Annotated in this window: 13 protein-coding genes and 1 pseudogene; 6 read left to right on the top strand and 8 right to left on the bottom strand. The window is 73.2% G+C overall.

What is annotated here, in order from left to right; genetic code table 11:
• Positions 1 to 115: 115 nt before the first annotated feature.
• From ACIA6B_RS31910 to ACIA6B_RS31900, 3 genes are all read right to left on the bottom strand, one after another.
• Positions 116 to 1,858 carry a bifunctional metallophosphatase/5'-nucleotidase gene (locus ACIA6B_RS31910; RefSeq protein ID WP_396779097.1) on the bottom strand — a complete coding sequence of 581 codons (1,743 nt, stop codon included), beginning with the start codon at positions 1,856 to 1,858 and terminating at the stop codon, positions 116 to 118.
• 307 nt (positions 1,859 to 2,165) lie between these two features.
• Positions 2,166 to 2,951 (bottom strand): histone deacetylase, encoded by a 786-nt coding sequence (locus tag ACIA6B_RS31905; RefSeq protein WP_396779095.1) that lies wholly within the window; start codon positions 2,949 to 2,951, stop codon positions 2,166 to 2,168.
• An 8-nt stretch (positions 2,952 to 2,959) separates the two neighbouring features.
• Complete coding sequence (locus ACIA6B_RS31900) at positions 2,960 to 3,739, bottom strand: phosphodiesterase (RefSeq protein ID WP_396779093.1); 780 nt, start codon at positions 3,737 to 3,739, stop codon at positions 2,960 to 2,962.
• Between the two features lie 164 nt (positions 3,740 to 3,903).
• Between ACIA6B_RS31900 and ACIA6B_RS31895 the strand changes: the two genes are divergently transcribed.
• Positions 3,904 to 5,361, top strand: coding sequence for a diguanylate cyclase domain-containing protein (locus ACIA6B_RS31895; protein ID WP_396779091.1), 1,458 nt, complete (start codon positions 3,904 to 3,906; stop codon positions 5,359 to 5,361).
• 362 nt (positions 5,362 to 5,723) lie between these two features.
• Here the strand turns inward: ACIA6B_RS31895 and ACIA6B_RS31890 are convergent, their stop codons facing one another.
• Both ACIA6B_RS31890 and ACIA6B_RS31885 read right to left on the bottom strand, forming a co-directional pair.
• Complete coding sequence (locus tag ACIA6B_RS31890; protein WP_396779089.1) at positions 5,724 to 6,782, bottom strand: aspartate-semialdehyde dehydrogenase; 1,059 nt, start codon at positions 6,780 to 6,782, stop codon at positions 5,724 to 5,726.
• A 5-nt stretch (positions 6,783 to 6,787) separates the two neighbouring features.
• On the bottom strand, positions 6,788 to 8,053 hold the full coding sequence (locus ACIA6B_RS31885; RefSeq protein ID WP_281934251.1) for an aspartate kinase: 1,266 nt from the start codon (positions 8,051 to 8,053) through the stop codon (positions 6,788 to 6,790).
• Positions 8,054 to 8,326: 273 nt separating this feature from the next.
• On the opposite strand from ACIA6B_RS31885, the gene ACIA6B_RS31880 reads away from it, so the two are divergent.
• From ACIA6B_RS31880 to leuA, 3 genes and pseudogenes are all read left to right on the top strand, one after another.
• Entirely contained in the window at positions 8,327 to 9,091 is a 765-nt protein-coding gene (locus tag ACIA6B_RS31880; RefSeq protein ID WP_396779087.1) for a hypothetical protein, read from the top strand.
• An 83-nt stretch (positions 9,092 to 9,174) separates the two neighbouring features.
• A pseudogene (locus tag ACIA6B_RS31875) lies at positions 9,175 to 9,704 on the top strand (nitroreductase family protein).
• Positions 9,705 to 9,998: 294 nt separating this feature from the next.
• Positions 9,999 to 11,738 carry a 2-isopropylmalate synthase gene (gene leuA / locus ACIA6B_RS31870; protein WP_396779085.1) on the top strand — a complete coding sequence of 580 codons (1,740 nt, stop codon included), beginning with the start codon at positions 9,999 to 10,001 and terminating at the stop codon, positions 11,736 to 11,738.
• Positions 11,739 to 11,758: 20 nt separating this feature from the next.
• Here leuA and ACIA6B_RS31865 read toward each other — a convergent pair whose 3' ends face one another.
• Positions 11,759 to 13,201: an MFS transporter gene (locus ACIA6B_RS31865; protein WP_396779083.1), complete on the bottom strand. Its 1,443-nt coding sequence runs from the start codon at positions 13,199 to 13,201 to the stop codon at positions 11,759 to 11,761.
• Between the two features lie 103 nt (positions 13,202 to 13,304).
• Between ACIA6B_RS31865 and ACIA6B_RS31860 the strand changes: the two genes are divergently transcribed.
• Positions 13,305 to 13,964 carry an HNH endonuclease family protein gene (locus ACIA6B_RS31860; RefSeq protein WP_396779081.1) on the top strand — a complete coding sequence of 220 codons (660 nt, stop codon included), beginning with the start codon at positions 13,305 to 13,307 and terminating at the stop codon, positions 13,962 to 13,964.
• Positions 13,946 to 14,437, top strand: a complete 492-nt coding sequence (locus ACIA6B_RS31855) for a hypothetical protein (RefSeq protein ID WP_396779079.1) — start codon at positions 13,946 to 13,948, stop codon at positions 14,435 to 14,437. The genes ACIA6B_RS31860 and ACIA6B_RS31855 overlap by 19 nt, the downstream gene beginning before the upstream one ends.
• Positions 14,438 to 14,490: 53 nt before the next feature.
• Here ACIA6B_RS31855 and ACIA6B_RS31850 read toward each other — a convergent pair whose 3' ends face one another.
• A complete protein-coding gene (locus tag ACIA6B_RS31850) occupies positions 14,491 to 15,600 on the bottom strand; it encodes an ABC transporter ATP-binding protein (protein ID WP_396779077.1) in 1,110 nt (369 codons plus the stop codon).
• Positions 15,597 to 16,583 carry an ABC transporter ATP-binding protein gene (locus ACIA6B_RS31845; protein ID WP_281934235.1) on the bottom strand — a complete coding sequence of 329 codons (987 nt, stop codon included), beginning with the start codon at positions 16,581 to 16,583 and terminating at the stop codon, positions 15,597 to 15,599. Before ACIA6B_RS31845 ends, ACIA6B_RS31850 begins: the two co-directional genes overlap by 4 nt.
• Positions 16,584 to 16,608: the final 25 nt, after the last annotated feature.

Genomic DNA, 16,608 nt, shown 5'->3' with positions numbered 1-16,608 from the left:
AACCACACACCACCCCCCCCCCCCCCGCCCCGCGGGGGGGGGGGGGGGGGGGGGGGGGGGGGGGGGGGGGGGGCGCCCGGGCCCCGCCCCCCCCCCCCCCACTGGCGGTACGGGGTCAGGCGGCGGGGATCTCCACGGTGGTCTGGATCCGGTCCAGCGCCGGTGCGGACACCGGCGACTTCTCGGTCAGGTACGCGGTGAAGGCGTCCAGGTCGATCTGGCCGGTCACCGCGTTGGTGCCGCCGGTCAGGACGCTGAAGCCGTCGCCGCCACCGGCGAGGAAGTTGTTCACCGTGACCCGGTAGGTCGCGGTGTCGGTCACCGGGGTGCCGTTGATGGTGAGGCTGCCCCGGACCACCCGGCTGCCGGCACACGGCGTGCCGGCCGGCGCGGTGGTGCCGTTGACGTCCACCACGTAGTGCACGGACGAGGACGCGTAGAGCACCCGCGCCACGGTGAACTGCTGCTCCAGCATGCAGTAGAGCTGCGCACCGGTCAGGTCCAGCGTCACCAGGTTGTTGGCGAACGGCTGGACGGTGAACGCCTCGGCGTAGGTGACCGGGCCGGCGTCGAGGTCGGCGCGGACACCACCGGGGTTCATGAACGCGGCGACCGCGTTCTGCTCGGTGTCGGTGGCGGCGAGCTGGGCGTCGGCGATCACGTTGCCCAGCGGCGACTCACCGGTCTGGTACGTCGGCTTGCCGTTGGCGTCGACCCCGGTCTGGTACAGGTTCTCCTGGGTCTTGGTGATCGCGGTGGCGGTCTCGCCGACCACCCGATCGGCCACCGGGCCGAGCGCGGTCTTGTACCGGCTGATCAGCTCGGTCGAGGCCGGGTCCTTGGCGACGTCCCGGGTGACCACGACGTTGTTCGCCGATGCGCTGACCACGTCCCGGGTACGCGGGTCGATCTTCAGGTTGATGTCGGTGACCAGGCGGCCGAACGAGCTGGCGCTGGTGACCAGCTTGCCGTTGATGTTGCAGTTGTACGCGGCGTGGGTGTGGCCGCTGACGATCACGTCGATCGCCGGGTCCATCCGGTTGGCGATGTCGACGATCGGGCCACTGAACCCGGTGCAGTCGTTGATGCCGCCGCCGTTCTGCACGCCACCCTCGTGCAGCAGCACGACGATGCTCTTGACGCCGAGCAGGCGCAGGATCTTGGCGTACTTGTTGGCGGTGTCGGCCTCGTCGGTGAAGCGCAGCCCGGCCACGCCCTGCTGGCTGACGATGTTCGGGGTGCCCTCCAGGGTCATGCCGATGAAGCCGATCGGCACGCCCTTGACGATCTTGATGCCGAACGGCTGCATCAGCGGCAGGCCGGTGGAGGTCTTGAACGCGTTCGCGGAGAGGTACTTGAACGTGGCGCCCTCGAACGGCGTGCCGTCGGCGCAGCCGTCCACCGGGTGGCAGCCGCCGCGCTGCATCCGCAGCAGTTCCTTGGCGCCCTCGTCGAACTCGTGGTTGCCGACACTGGCGAACTCGAGCCCGGCGAGGTTCATCTCCTCGATGGTGGGCTCGTCGTGGAACGCGGCGGAGAGCAGCGGCGAGGCGCCGATCAGGTCGCCCGCGGCGACCGTGACGGTGCCCTTGCCCTGCGCCTGCGCCGCGGCGCGCATGGCCTTCAGATGGCTGGCCAGGTATTCGGCGCCACCGGCGGGCTGCCCGTCGATGGTGCCGCTGGAGCCGGTCGGCGGCTCCAGGTTGCCGTGGAAGTCGTTGATCGCGAGCAGTTGGACGTCGACCGGCTTCGAGTGGGCCTCAGCCTGGTCGGGGGTGACGGCGACGGCGGTGAACGCGGTCGCGGCGAGTGCGGCCAGGCCGACGGCGGCCCGGCGGCGCATCCCGGGGACGGACATGGAACTCCTCGTGAGATACCGGCGCGTGGTTGCCCGGACGATGGTTCGCCCGGCGACCCTGATCCGTGCCGTGACAGGGGTCGATCGCGGAAGGCGGCACTCGGGGGAACGCCGCCCCGCCCGGGGTAGCTTCTCATCCACCGGGCCGCAGGTCGACCGGGGTGGCAATCGGAATGTTCACCGCGCCAGGCGACCCGTGCCGGTCTGCCCGACGAGTCCGACATGACCGTCGGGTGAATTCCCGCACGGCGCGCGTCGGTCACGAAAGGGCGCCGGCCCCCAGGGACCAGGGAGCCGGCGCCGTCGCTCATGTCACGCCGAAAACGTTGCTCTGGCAACCTTCCTGACCGGAAAAACCCCCGGCGGGCCATCCGGCGCCGACCGAACGGCCGTTCATGTCCACCGGTCCGGCGGCCGGAGCGGACTGTCCGAACTCGACCTGGACACCGGAGGGCGGTTCGGCGACCGCGACGTGGGCGGCGCCGACAAGCGTCCGGAGCGCCGCCCGGCTCCACCGCCCGGCGACACCCGGCCGGCCGGACAGATAGTCGACGGTGCGCGCCACACCCCAACCGTGCGCCTCCCGCAGCCCCCGGGCCAGCATGCCGAGATAGACCGGGGCGGGACGGGTCCAGGGCACCGCCACCGCCCGGTGCGGGGCGGTGAACGTGAGCATCGGCCGGCCGTCGCGCTCCCCGACCCGCAGCAGCGTCTCGTACCGGCCCGGACCGAGCGTGGCCCGGCCGTTCGCGACCGCCGCGCCGATCCCGGCCAGATCCGCGCCGGGCGGCCGGTACATCTCCTGGGCGGCGATGTCGGCGAACTGCTCGACCGTGACCAGGTAGCCCCGGACCGCCGCCCGGCCCGGCAGCTCCGGGTCGTAGAACGCCATGCCGCCGGTCCAGGCGCGGGACTCGCCGGCGAAGTAGACGCCGCCGGGGATCAGCGCCGGGACCGTCCGGCGCGGCGGTCGGCAGTCCCGGCAGCCCGGGTACGTGCGCAGCCCGCCCGCCGGGCGCCCGCCGCGCAGGTACCGGTCGAGGCGCGCGGCGTGCAGGTTCGACCCGTACGCGACATACCAGAGCAGGGACACCGGAACGGTCAGAACCCGCACGTCCGGCCGGCGGCGTGACTGACCTGGACGGTGTGTGTGACGCAGCCACCGTCGGCGACCCGGTGCAGCAGGAAGCCGGTCGGCTCGGCGACCCAGCCGATCTCGTCCCCGTCGCTCATGGTCAGGCTGGCCTGGATCCAGGTGCTCGGCGCGCAGGTCAGCACCGTACCGGCGAACGCGCTGGTCACCTGGCGGTGCAGGTGGCCCGCGGCGACGCGTACGACATGGGGGTGTCGGGCGATCACGGCGGCGAGCGCGTCGGCGTCGGCGAGCCGGATGGCGTCGGCGGCCGGGAGGCCCACCGCGACCGGCGGATGGTGCAGGCACACGACGGCGGGCGCTTCCGGCCGGCCGGCGAGCACCCCGTCGAGCCAGTCGAGCTGCTCGTCGCCGAGGCGACCGCCGGAGCCGCCCGGGGTGAGCGAGTCGAGCACCACGAGCGTCGCGTCCGGGTGGTCGACGTGGTAGTGCGCGGAGAACCCACCGGCCAGGTGGGGGGTGCCGCCGAACGTGTCGAGCATCGACTCGCGGTCGTCGTGGTTGCCGGCGGCCAGGTGGACCGGCAGCGGGAACCGCCCGACGATCTCGCGGAGGGCGAGGTATTCGTCCGGCCGCCCATGACCGGTGAGATCGCCGGTGATCACCACGCAGTCGGGCCGGGGGCGCAGGGCGAGCGCCGTGCCGAGCGCCCGGTGCAGGCCGGCCGCCGGCTCGGCGGCGAGCGGACCGGTGGTCACGTGCGGATCGCTGAGCTGGGCGATGAGCATCGGCGCCTCCTCGGGCCGGGACCCCTCACGCTACCGCCGCCCCGGCCCGCGCGTTGCCCACAGGCCGCGTCCACAGCCTGTGGATAGCACATGTGTACGAAGGTCGACGGCGGTCCCGCTGAGTACGCTTGATCGCGAACCCACCCCCTCCGAGCAGGAACGACGTGGATCACGAGCGAGTCCTCCGCGACGTCACGGTGCGCCTTCCCACGGCGTCGACCGTGCCGGAGGCGTGCCAGTGGACCGTCGCCGCGCTCGCCCGGCACACCCCGGCGACCGCCTCCGTCCTGCTCCGCGTCCACGACCGCCTCCGGTGCGTCGCGGCCACCGGCGCCTGGCAGGTCTTCTCCCACGTCCCGGCGACGGCCGACGACGCCGGGCCGGCCCGGCACCGGCCCGAACCGTCGGTGGTGCGGCGGGTCTACGCCTCCGGCGAGACCGCCGCCGTGCCCGACGTGGCCGCCGACCCCGACTACCTCCCGATCCGCCCGGACGTCACCACGGAACTCTGCGTGCCGGTACGCGACCCGGCCGGCCGCCCGATCGGCGTGCTCGATCTCCAGTGGAGCGAGCCGGTCCCGCTGGCGCCCTGGCAGGAGACCGCCGAGCGGCTGGCCGACCGGCTCGGCGCCCGGATCGCGGCGCTCGGCGGCCCACCCGCCGAGAGCCGCAGCGAGAAGCTGCTCCGGCACGCCGCCGCGTTCACCGCTGCCGGAACCGACTGGGACCTGATGACCGCCGCCATCGCCGCGGCCCGGGACGTGTCCGCGCTCTCCGCCGCCGTGCTGGTGCTCACCGGTCGCGGTGGCCCCCGGCTGGGCGCGCCCACCGACATCCCGGGGGCGCTGGAGGCACGGATCCGGGCCGAACTGGCCGGGGCCGGCCCCGCCACGCTGGACCGGATCATCGACCGCGCCCACCGCTACGGGTCGGCGTACACGCTGGGCGAGGCGGGGCACCCGCCGACCGAGGAGTACCTGCCGCTGACCCGGGCCGGCGCGCGCACGCTGGTGGCGGTGCCGGTCGGCACGCCGTCGAGCGGCGGCGTGCTGCTGGTCGCCGACGGACGGCCACTGCGACCCGACCCGACCACGGTCAACCTGATCGAGCTGCTGGCCGGGCAGGCGTGGACCTGTCTGGACCGGCTCCGGACGCTGGCGCGGCTGCGTGAGCAGGCCAGTTCGGACCCGCTCACCGGGCTGCGGCACACCGGCCCGTTCGGGCAGCGGATCGCCACCGCCACGCCGGGGCGTACCGCGCTGCTGGCCATCGACGTGGACGGGTTCAAGCACGTCAACGACACGTACGGCCACCAGGCCGGCGACCGGCTGCTGGTGGGGCTGGCCCGGGCGCTTGAGGGCGCGCTGCGGCAGGGCGACGAGCTGTACCGGACCGGCGGCGACGAGTTCTTCGCGGTGATCGAGGTGAGTCACCCGCAGGAGGCGGTCCGGATCGCCGAGCGGCTCACCGAGGCGGCCCGTCGCACCGGCCGGACGATCAGCGTCGGCATCGCGCTGCCCCGCCCCGACGAGCCCCCGGAGCGCACCCTGCACCGCGCCGACCAGGCCCTCTACGCGGTGAAGCGGCACGGCCGAGACGGCGTCCACCTATCCGCGGCCTGACCCATCCGGCCCGCCCACCCCACGCCCGCCCCACCTCCACGCCCGCCCGACCTCCGCGCCCGCCCGACCTCCGCGCCCGCCCACCTCCGCGCCCGCCCACCCCGCGCCCGCCCGACCTCCGCGCCCGCCCACCTCCGCGCCCGCCCACTCCGTGCCCGCCCACCTCCGCGCCCGCCCACCTCCGCGCCCGCCCACCCCGCGCCCGCCCGACCTCCGTGCCCGCCCACCCCGCGCCCTCTTTCACGGAAATAGTGGCTATGCGGACCCGAATAGCCACTCTTTCCGTGAATGTGGGCGCGCGAGGCGCGCGAGGCGCGAGGCACGGGGCGCGAGGCGCGAGGCACGGGGCGCGCGGGGTGGGGTTAGGGGGTTAGTTCCTTGGCCAGGAGTTCGGCGATCTGGGCGGTGTTGAGGGCGGCGCCCTTACGGAGGTTGTCGCCGGTGACGAAGAGGTCCAGCGCGCGGGGGTCGTCCACCGCCCGGCGGATGCGGCCGACCCAGGACGGGTCGGTGCCGACCGCGTCGATCGGCATCGGGAACTCCCCGGCGGCCGGGTCGTCGACCAGGATCACGCCCGGCGCGTTGCGCAACGCCTCGCGGGCCCCCTCGGCGGCCACCTCGGTGGCGAAGACCGCGTGCACGGCGACCGAGTGACCGGTCACCACCGGTACCCGTACGCAGGTCGCGGAGACCTTCAGGTCGGGCAGGCCGAGGATCTTGCGGGACTCGTTGCGGAGCTTCAGCTCCTCGGAGGACCAGCCGCCGTCTCCGAGCGAGCCGGCCCAGGGCACCACGTTGAGCGCCAACGGGGCCGGGAACGGGCCCAGTTCCTCGCCGACCGCCTGGCGTACGTCGCCGGCCCGGGAGCCGAGCGCCCGGTCGCCGGCGATCTTGCCGAGCTGGAGGTGCAGCGCGTCCACCCCGGTCCGCCCCGCCCCGGAGGCCGACTGGTAGGAGGCGAGGACCAGTTCGCGCAGGCCGTACTCGCGGTGCAGCGGGGCGATCGCCACGATCATCGCCAGCGTGGTGCAGTTGGCGTTGGCGATGATCCCCTTGGGTCGGTTGCGGACCTGATCGGGGTTGATCTCGGGGACCACCAGCGGCACGTCGCGGTCCATCCGGAACGCGCCGGAGTTGTCCACCACCACCACGCCCCGGGACACCGCGATCGGCGCCCACTCGGCCGAGACGTCGTCGGGCAGGTCGAACATCGCCACGTCGACGCCGTCGAACGCGTCGGCGGTGAGCGCCCGGACGGTCAGCTCCTCGCCCCGGCACAGCACCCGGCGGCCGACCGAGCGCTCGGAGGCGACCAGTCGGATCTCGCCCCACACGTTGCGGCGGGAGGAGAGGATCTGGCACATCACCGTGCCGACGGCACCTGTCGCCCCGACCACGGCGAGGGTGGGCAGCGACGGCATCCGCGCTACCGCCCGGTGCCGGCGTAGACGACGGCTTCGGTGTCACCACCCAGCTCGAAGGCGTCGTGGATCGACTTGACCGCCTTGTCGAGGTCGGTGTCCCGGCAGACCACGGAGACCCGGATCTCGGAGGTGGAGATCATTTCGATGTTCACGCCGGCGGTGGCGAGCGCGGCGAAGAAGCCGGCGGCGACGCCCGGGTGCGAACGCATGCCGGCCCCGATCAGGGAGACCTTGCCGACGTGGTCGTCGTAGAGCAGGCCCTTGAACTTGACCGGCTCCTGGATCTTGCTGAGCGCGGCCATCGCGGTGGGCCCGTCCGCCTTGGGCAGCGTGAACGAGATATCGGTGCGGCCGGTGCCCTCGGTGGAGACGTTCTGCACGATCATGTCGATGTTGATCTCGGCACCGGCCACGGTGTCGAAGATCCGCGCGGCGGCGCCCGGCTCGTCGGGCACCCCGACGATGGTGATCTTCGCCTCGCTGCGGTCGTGGGCGACCCCGGTGATCAGTGCCTGTTCCACGGGAAGGTCCTCCATCGATCCGGTGACCATGGTGCCGGTGTTGGTCGAGTATGACGAACGGACGTGGATCGGCAACCCCGCGCGCCGGGCGTACTCGACGCTGCGCAGGTGCAGCACCTTCGCGCCGCAGGCGGCCAGCTCCAACATCTCCTCGTAGGTGATGTGCTTGATGTGCCGGGCGTTCGGCACGATCCGCGGGTCGGCGGAGAAGATGCCGTCCACGTCGGTGTAGATCTCGCAGACGTCCGCGTGCAGCGCGGCGGCGAGCGCCACCGCCGTGGTGTCCGAGCCGCCCCGGCCGAGCGTGGTGACGTCCTTGGTGTCCTGCGAGACACCCTGGAAGCCGGCGACGATCACCACCGCGCCCTCGTCGAGCGCGCCCTTGAGCCGCCCCGGGGTCACGTCGATGATCCGGGCGCGGCCGTGCACCGAGGTGGTGATCACGCCGGCCTGGGAACCGGTGAACGAGCGGGCTTCGTACCCCAGGTTGTGGATGGCCATGGCGAGCAGCGCCATGGAGATCCGTTCCCCGGCGGTGAGCAGCATGTCCAGCTCGCGGCCGGGCGGCAGCGGGCTGACCTGGTTGGCCAGGTCGAGCAGCTCGTCGGTGGTGTCGCCCATGGCGGAGACCACCACGACCACGTCGTCGCCCGCCTTGCGGGCCGCCACGATGCGCTCGGCCACCCGCTTGATCCGCTCGGCGTTGGCGACGGAGGACCCGCCGTACTTCTGCACCACGAGTGCCACGACTGTGCACTCCCTCCCGGTGACGACCCTGAGCGTGCCGACGCCGCCGGGTCTGAAGGTCCGGCGGCGCGTGTCAGACGCCCTCAGGGTATCGGGCGGGCCGCGCGGCCGGGTCGGGTGATCCCACCATCCGGCCCGGCGTGGGGCGGCTCACCAGCCCCGGGCGTCACCCGGCACGGCGGGCGGCACCGGCCCGGACGTCGTGCGACACGCCGAGCGGTACAGCCGTACGGTGGGCTGACCGGAGCCACCGTCGCACCGCAGAATGACCCGGTGCACGCTCATCGACGCGCGGCCCGCCGACTGTCCGGCACCCTCGCGCTCACCCTGCCGACGCTGCTGGCCGCCTGCGTCGCCGACCCGCCGGGTTCGGCGCCGGCCGGCACCGTCGATCCCGTGCCGGTGCAGGTCGACGCCGCCCGCGACGAGCTGGCCGGGTTGGCCGCCGCCGCGCAGGACCGGCACCTCACCGCCACGTACGCGTTCGCGCCGCCCGACGGCCCCGCCCGCACCGTGGCGGTGACCAGCGGGAACGACGGAAGCTGGCGGGTCGACGTGCCCGGCTGGGGGCGGGACGGCACGGTGGACGTCTCGCTCGCCGCCACCTCGGACGGGCTCTTCCAGTGCGCCCTGCCCTCGGCCGGTTGGGCGGGGCCCGCCGGCTGCGTACGCCTCGGCGACGCCGACGACGCGGTGCCCCGCCGGCTGGACCCGCGTGTGCAGCACCCGTTCACCGACTGGCTGGAGGTGCTCACCGACCGCCGGGCCCCGCTGGCGGTCTCCCCCGCCCCGCCGCCGGCGGGCGTCACCGGCCGGTGCTACGCGGTCGACTCCACCTCGGCCTCGCTGAACGCACCGCTGGACGTGGGCGTCTACTGCTTCGGTGAGGACGGCACTCCGGTGGCGGTCCGCGCCACGCTCGGCAGCCTCACGCTGACCGGCTCGCCCGGTCCGGCGCCGGCGACCGTCGAGCTGGCCGGGGCGGTGAGCGAGGGGGAGCCGGTGGGCCGGGACGCGCCGACGCCCGGAACGTCGTAACGCTTTGTCCGTTACGGGTGGCCTTGCCCACATCATTCCACCCCAACCTCGATGACAAACCGGGCATCAGGGACGCTCTGCCCATGACCGACCTGACCCGCTGCTCGCCTTCCGCTGGAGCCCTCGTGCGTTCGACCCCGACGCCGAGTTGACCGCCGACGAGGTGGGCGCGCTGCTGGAGGCGGCCCGCTGGGCGCCGTCGGCCGGTAACGCGCAGCCGTGGCGGTTCGCGCTCGGTCGCCGGCAGGACGAGACGTGGAAACGGATCCTGGTCGGCCTGCCCGACACCGACCAGGGCTGGGCCCGGCACGCCGCCGCCCTGCTGCTCGCCGCGCACGCCGGCGGCGACCCGGAGCGGAGCGCGTACGACCTGGGCCAGGCCGTCGCCCACCTCACCGTGCAGGCCACCGCGCTCGGCCTGCACGTCCGCCAGCTCACCCGCCTGGACCGTCGCCGTCTCGCCGCCGAGTTGGACCTGCCCGACGACGTCCGGCCGCTGGTGGTGGCCGCGGTCGGCCGCCTCGGCGACCCGGCCACGCTCCCACCCGACCTGTACGCCCGGGAGACCGCGCTCCGCCGCCGCCGACCCCTCCCCGCCCTGCTGCTGCGCTGACGGCGACCGCTCGCACCCGACCCGGCGGGCTCGGGTGCGGTGACTCTGGTCCCATAGTCCGGACCGGCCTTCCCACCGTCCGTCCCACCACGTAGGGTGACCCTGTCATGTGGCAGGCGTACCTTCTCCTTGGCTGCCGCGACGAGGCCTGACCGGCCGGCACCTCGTCGCGGAGTTGAACCGCGCCGTCCAGCACATCCGAACTTCCTCTCGGCACCGCCGCGCACCGTCGCCCGGCACCTCGCCGACACCTTCCGATCTGCTGACGCCACATGTTCCAGGGAGCACTCCGAGATGGCTCAACCTGTCACCGATCCGTTCGCCCAGCAGCGTCCCAGCCGCATGCCGGTGCACCGTTACCTCCCGTACGACAGGCAGTTCCGGGTCGAACTGCCGGACCGCACCTGGCCGACCCACCGCATCGAGGCCGCGCCCCGCTGGTGCGCCGTCGACCTCCGCGACGGCAACCAGGCGCTGATCGACCCGATGTCGCCCGAGCGCAAGCGCCGGATGTTCCAGCTCCTGGTCCAGATGGGCTACAAGGAGATCGAGGTCGGCTTCCCGTCGGCCAGCCAGACCGACTACGACTTCGTCCGGCAGCTCATCGAGCAGGACCTGATCCCGGAGGACGTCACCATCCAGGTGCTCACCCAGTGCCGGGAGCACCTGATCGAGCGCACGTTCGAGTCGCTGCGCGGCGCCCGCCGGGCCATCGTGCACTTCTACAACTCCACCTCGACGCTCCAGCGCCGGGTGGTCTTCGGCCTGGACCGCGACGGCATCACCGACATCGCCACCCAGGGCGCGCGGCTCTGCCAGAAGTACGCGGAGATCCACACCCCGGACACCGACATCCACTACGAGTACTCGCCGGAGTCCTACACGGGCACCGAGCTGGAGTACGCGCTGGAGGTCTGCGCGGCGGTGATCGAGGTGGTCGACCCGACCCCGGACCGGAAGCTGATCGTCAACCTGCCGGCCACGGTCGAGATGGCGATGCCGAACGTCTACGCCGACTCGATCGAGTGGATGCACCGGCACCTGCCCCGACGGGACAGCCTGTCGCTGAGCCTGCACCCGCACAACGACCGGGGCACCGGCGTGGCCGCCGCCGAGCTGGGCCTGCTGGCCGGCGCCGACCGGATCGAGGGCTGCCTGTTCGGCAACGGCGAGCGCACCGGCAACGTGGACCTGGTGACGCTGGGCCTGAACCTGTTCTCCCAGGGCATCGACCCGATGATCGACTTCTCGAACATCGACGAGATCCGGCGCGCGGTCGAATACTGCAACCAGCTCCCGGTGCACGAGCGCCACCCGTACGCGGGCGACCTGGTCTACACCGCGTTCTCCGGTTCCCACCAGGACGCGATCAACAAGGGCTTCGCCGCGCTGCACGCCGACGCCGCCGCGGCCGGGGTGCCGGTCGACGAGTTCACCTGGGCGGTGCCGTACCTGCCGATCGACCCGAAGGACCTGGGCCGCACCTACGAGGCGGTCATCCGGGTCAACTCGCAGTCCGGCAAGGGCGGCGTCGCGTACATCATGAAGTCCGAGCACCAGCTCGACCTGCCGCGCCGTCTCCAGATCGAGTTCTCCGGAGTGGTGCAGACGGTCACCGACCACGACGGCGGCGAGGTCGAGCCGGGCACCATGTGGGAGATCTTCGCCCGCAACTACCTGGTCGACCACCAGGTCGACCCGGCGGTCACGCTGGCCGGCTACACCATCGGCACCGTCGACGGCAAGGTCGAGATCGACGCCCGGGTCGGCTTCGGCGGCGAGACCCGCGCGCTCACCGCGGTCGGCAACGGCCCGATCGACGCGTACGTCAACGCGTTGCAGTCGCTGGGCGTCGCGGTACGCGTGCTCGACTACCACGAGCACGCGCTCGCCTCCGGCGGTGACGCGCAGGCCGCCGCGTACGTGGAGTGCGAGGTGGACGGCCGGACGGTGTGGGGCGTCGGGGTGGACGCCAACATCGTCACCGCCTCCGTCAAGGCGGTCACCAGCGCCGTGAACCGCACCCGCGCCTGACGTGCAAGGAGGGGCCCCTCTCACGAAGGGGCCCCTCCTTTCCCCCGGGGGCGGTGGATGAGCAGCGCGGCGAGCAGGGCGCCGGCCAGCAGCAGGCACGCACACCACAGCAGCGCGCCCCGGTACGCGTCGGCCAACGCGCTCTTCTGCTCGTACCCGGTGCCGGAGAGCCCGACCAGCAACGGCAGCGCGGCCACCGCGAGCAGGCCGCCGGCCCGGGAGGCGGCGTTGTTGAAGCCGCTCGCCACCCCGGCGAACCGGTCCGCCACGGCACCGAGCACGCTCGTGGTCAACGGCGCGACCACCAACGTGAGCCCGGCGCCGAACAGCGCCACGCCGGGCAGCACGTCCACCCAGTACGACGCGCCCGGCCCGACGCGGCGCAGCAGCAACAGGCCGGCGGCGGCGACCACCGGGCCGACGGTGAGCGGCAGCCGGGGGCCGATCCGGGCGGAGAGCGCGCCGGCCCGGGGCGAGCCGACCAGCAGCAGCAGCGTCATCGGCACCGTGGCCAGGCCGGTGAGCAGCGCCGACCAGCCGACCACGTTCTGGAGGTAGACGGCGAGGAAGAAGGTGAACCCGCCGAGCGCCGCGTACACCACCACGGTGAAGATGTTGAGCACCGAGAAGAGTCGGCTGGAGAACAGCCCGGTGGGCAGCATCGCGCGGTCCCCGCGCCGCCGTTCGACAAGCACGAAGGCCGCCACGGCGGCCAGTCCGACCACGGCGGCGACCAGCACCGCCGGGGCGGCGCCGCGCGCCGGCGCGTCGATCAGCGCGTACGTGATCCCGCCGAGCGCCAGCGCGCCGAGCAACGCGCCGGCCACGTCGAATCCACCGTGTCCACCGGTACGCGAGACCGCCTCGTCCCGGCTCTCCGGCACCCAGCGCATCGCGGCGAGCACCACGCCCACGGCCAGCGGCAGGTTCACGAAGAAGATCCACCGCCAGGAGAGCGCGTCGATCAGCCAGCCACCGACCAGCGGGCCGAGCGCGGTGGACACGCCGGAGAGCCCGGACCAGGTGCCGATGGCCCGACCCCGGTCGTCGGGGTGGAAACTGGCCTGGAGCACGGAGAGCGAGCCGGGGGTGAGCAGCGCCCCGCCGGCGCCCTGGAGGAACCGGGCGGCGATGAGCCAGCCGGTGCCCTGGGCCAGCCCGCAGAGCACCGAGGCGACCGCGAACCAGACCACCCCGAGCAGGAAGATCCGCCGTCGGCCGAACCGGTCGCCGAGCGCGCCGCCGAGCAGCACGAACGCGGCGAGCATGAGCAGGTAGCCGTTCACGGTCCATTGCAGACCCGCCACGGTGGCGTCCAGTTCGGCGCCGAGGCGCGGCAGCGCCACGTTGACCACGGTGCTGTCCAGGAACACCATGCCGGAGGCGAGGATCGCGGCGAGCAGCGTGCCCCGTCCGGCGGCGGAGCGGGTACGCAGTGCGGGAGCGGCAGAGGTCACGTCCATCCACTCTGCCCGTGATCCCCCCACCTACGCCACGAATCACGGAAACCGCCGCCGGGTACTGTGCGGACTCGCCCGGAGCCCGCAAGCTGGAGAGGTGTCGTCTGTGCGTACGAGATCAGGAGTCCGAGCCGGGCTGACCGCCGCGCTCACCGCGGTGCTCGCCCTCGGCGCGGCCGGCTGCGACGGCTCGGTCACCGAGCCGGACGCGCCGCCGAGCGCCTCCGGCAACGTGAACCAGCAGCTCGGTGAGCTGACCGTGGCCTCGGCCGGGTCGATGAAGGGCTACAGCCGTTCCCGGTTCCCGCACTGGCGGGACACCGGCAAGAACTGCGACGTCCGGGACACCGTGCTGCAACGCGACGGGGAGAACATCAAGCTTTCCGGTTGCAACGTGGTGGGCGGGCGGTGGGAGAGCGCCTACGACGGGGTGGTGCTGACCGACCCGTCGGACGTGGACATCGACCACATCGTGCCGCTGGCCAACGCGTGGCGGTCCGGCGCGGACGAGTGGGACGACTCGAAGCGCGGCGACTTCGCCAACGACCAGACCCGGCCGCAGCTCATCGCGGTTTCCCTCCGCTCCAACCGGGCAAAGGGTGACCAGGACCCGTCCCAGTGGAAGCCGGCGAACCGGTCGTACTGGTGCCAGTACGCGGCGGACTGGGTGACGGTCAAGCACTACTGGCGGCTGACGGTGACAAGTGCCGAGAAGGCCGCCCTCACCGACATGCTGGAGGGCTGCACATGGGCGAGCAAGCCGTGACCGGGGCGGGTGGCACACCGGCGCCGGAGAAGACGCCGGACGCCACCGGCGACGACGCCGCGGCGGCCGGCACCGACCCGACCCCGCCCGGTCCGGCCCCGAGCGGTCCGGCCCCGAGCGGTCCGGCCTCGGCCGGGATGACCGCAGACGGCCAGCAGGCCGCGCCCGCCGACGTCTCCGGGGCGGGCATGTCCGCCGACGCCGCGCCGGGCGCTCCGGCCGGCCCGGCGAACCGCACCGCCGACATCACCGCCGGCCCGGGCGGGGTGATGACCGACGAGGTGGGCGTGGTGACCGGGGAGCTGACGTTGCGCACCGAGCACGCCGACGGCCGGGTGACGCTGCGGGTGCAGTACAAGGACGCCGACGAGTGGTACGCGGTCACCGGCGGCTCGGCGCCGCTGGCCGACCCGGCCGCGCTGGACGCGGTGCACACGGTCGCGGTGGGCCTGCTGAACCGCCCCGAGGGCTGAGCCGGACGGACGCGTCGGCCCGCCCGACGGGACGGGCCGACGCGTCCGGTGGGTCACGGGGTGGGGATGAGTTCGCCGGTGTCGCCCGGCGCCGCACCGTCGTCCGGCCGGACCAGTTCCGGCTCCACCTCGTGCGGCCGGATCCGCCCGGCCGCGATGTCCTCGGCGTAGTGGCAGGCCACCCGGTGCCCGTCGAGCACCTCGCGCAGCGCGGGCCGCTCGTCGGCACAGCGGGTGGGCTGGGCCCACGGGCAGCGGGTGTGGAACCGGCAGCCCGCCGGTGGGTTCGCCGGTGACGGCAGGTCGCCGGCGAGCAGGATCCGCTCCCGGCGGTCCTCCACCTGCGGGTCGGGCACCGGCACCGCCGACATGAGCGCCCGGGTGTACGGGTGCATCGGCTCCCGGTAGAGGTCGTCGCTGGACGCCTCCTCCACCAGTCCGCCGAGGTACATCACCCCGACCGTGTCGGCGATGTGCCGGACCACCGCCAGGTCGTGCGCGATGATCAGGTACGTGAGCCCGCGCTCCTCCTGCAACTCGTCGAGCAGGTTGAGCACCTGGGCCTGGATCGACACGTCCAGCGCGGACACCGGCTCGTCGGCGACGATCAGGTCCGGTTCGAGCACCAGCGCGCGGGCGATGCCGATGCGCTGGCGCTGGCCGCCGGAGAACTCGTGCGGATACTTGCTCAGCGCGGACGCGGGCAGGCCGACCGCGGCGAGCGCGTCCCGGAGCCGCTTGTCGACGGCCGCCTTGTCCTTCGCCAGGCCGTGCGCCCTGAGGCCCTCGACCAGCAGCGACTCCACCGACTGCCGGGGGTCGAGGCTGGACAGCGGGTCCTGGAAGATCATCTGGATGCGGCGGCGGATCCGGCGCATCGGCTCGGCCTTGAGCGAGCGCAGGTCGGTGCCGTCGAAGACGATCTCCCCGTCGGTCGGTTCGACCAGCCGCAGCAGGCCCCGGCCGAGCGTGGACTTGCCGCAGCCCGACTCGCCCACCAGCCCGTACGTCTCGCCCTTGTTGATGGTGAGCGAGACGCCGTCGACGGCGTAGACGTGCCCGATGGTCCGGTCGACGAGCACGCCGCTCTTGATCGGGAAGTGGACCTTGACGTCACGCAGTTCGATCAGGGGTTCGGTCGTCCGCTCGGTCGACTCGGTCACGGGACCGCCACCTCCTCGGAAACGGGGTTGTTGCAGCGCAGGTCGCCGCCGTTCGCGGTGGGCTCCAGCGGGGGCGGCCCGTCGAGGCAGGCGTCCACCACGTTGTCGCACCGGGGGGCGAACGCGCAGCCCTCCGCCCACGGGATGTTGTCGGCCACCGAGCCGCGGATGGCGTGCAGCCGCTCACCGCGCGGCGAGTCGAGCCTCGGCACGGAGTTGAGCAGCCCGTGCGTGTACGGGTGCCGGGGCCGGGCGAACAGTTCGTGCCGGGCCGCCCGCTCCACGATCTTGCCGCCGTAGAGCACGTTGACCGTGTCGCAGAGCCCGGCCACCACGCCCAGGTCGTGAGTGATCATGATCAGTGCGGTGCCGGTCTCGTCGACGAGCTGCTTGAGCAGCGTGAGGATCTGCGCCTGGATCGTCACGTCCAGCGCGGTGGTCGGCTCGTCGGCGATCAGCAGCCGCGGCTTGCAGGCCAGCGCGATGGCGATCAGCGCGCGCTGCCGCATGCCGCCGGAGATCTGGTGCGGGTACTCCTTCAACCGCCGGGTCGGGTCCGGGATGCCGACCGCGTCGAGCAGCTCCCGGGCCTCCTTCAGCGCCACCTTGCGGTCCATGCCCCGGTGCCGTTCGAGCACCTCGGCCACCTGGGTGCCGATCGGGATGACCGGGTTCAGCGAGGAGAGCGGGTCCTGGAAGATCATGCCGATGTCCCGGCCACGCCGGTCCCGCAGATCCTCCGGGCGCAGCTTCAGCAGGTCGGCGCCGTCGAAGTTCACCTCGCCGGTGACCTTGTTGCCGCGCTTCGGCAACAGGCCCATGATCGCCAGGCTGGTGACGCTCTTGCCGCAGCCGGACTCGCCGACCAGGCCGACCGTCTGCCCCGGCTCCACGCTGAAGCTGACCTCGTCGACCGCGGTGAACGGCCGCTCACCCTTGCGCTGGAACACGACGCTCAGGTCGCGTACGTCGAGCAGGCTCATCGGGTCACGTCCTCACCGTGCTGGT

It is taken from the genome of Micromonospora sp. NPDC051141, from assembly GCF_044455765.1.
Classification (GTDB): Bacteria; Actinomycetota; Actinomycetes; order Mycobacteriales; family Micromonosporaceae; genus Micromonospora.
Note: the sequence above shows the minus strand (reverse complement) of the source record. Positions and strands in the feature narration are given on the sequence as shown.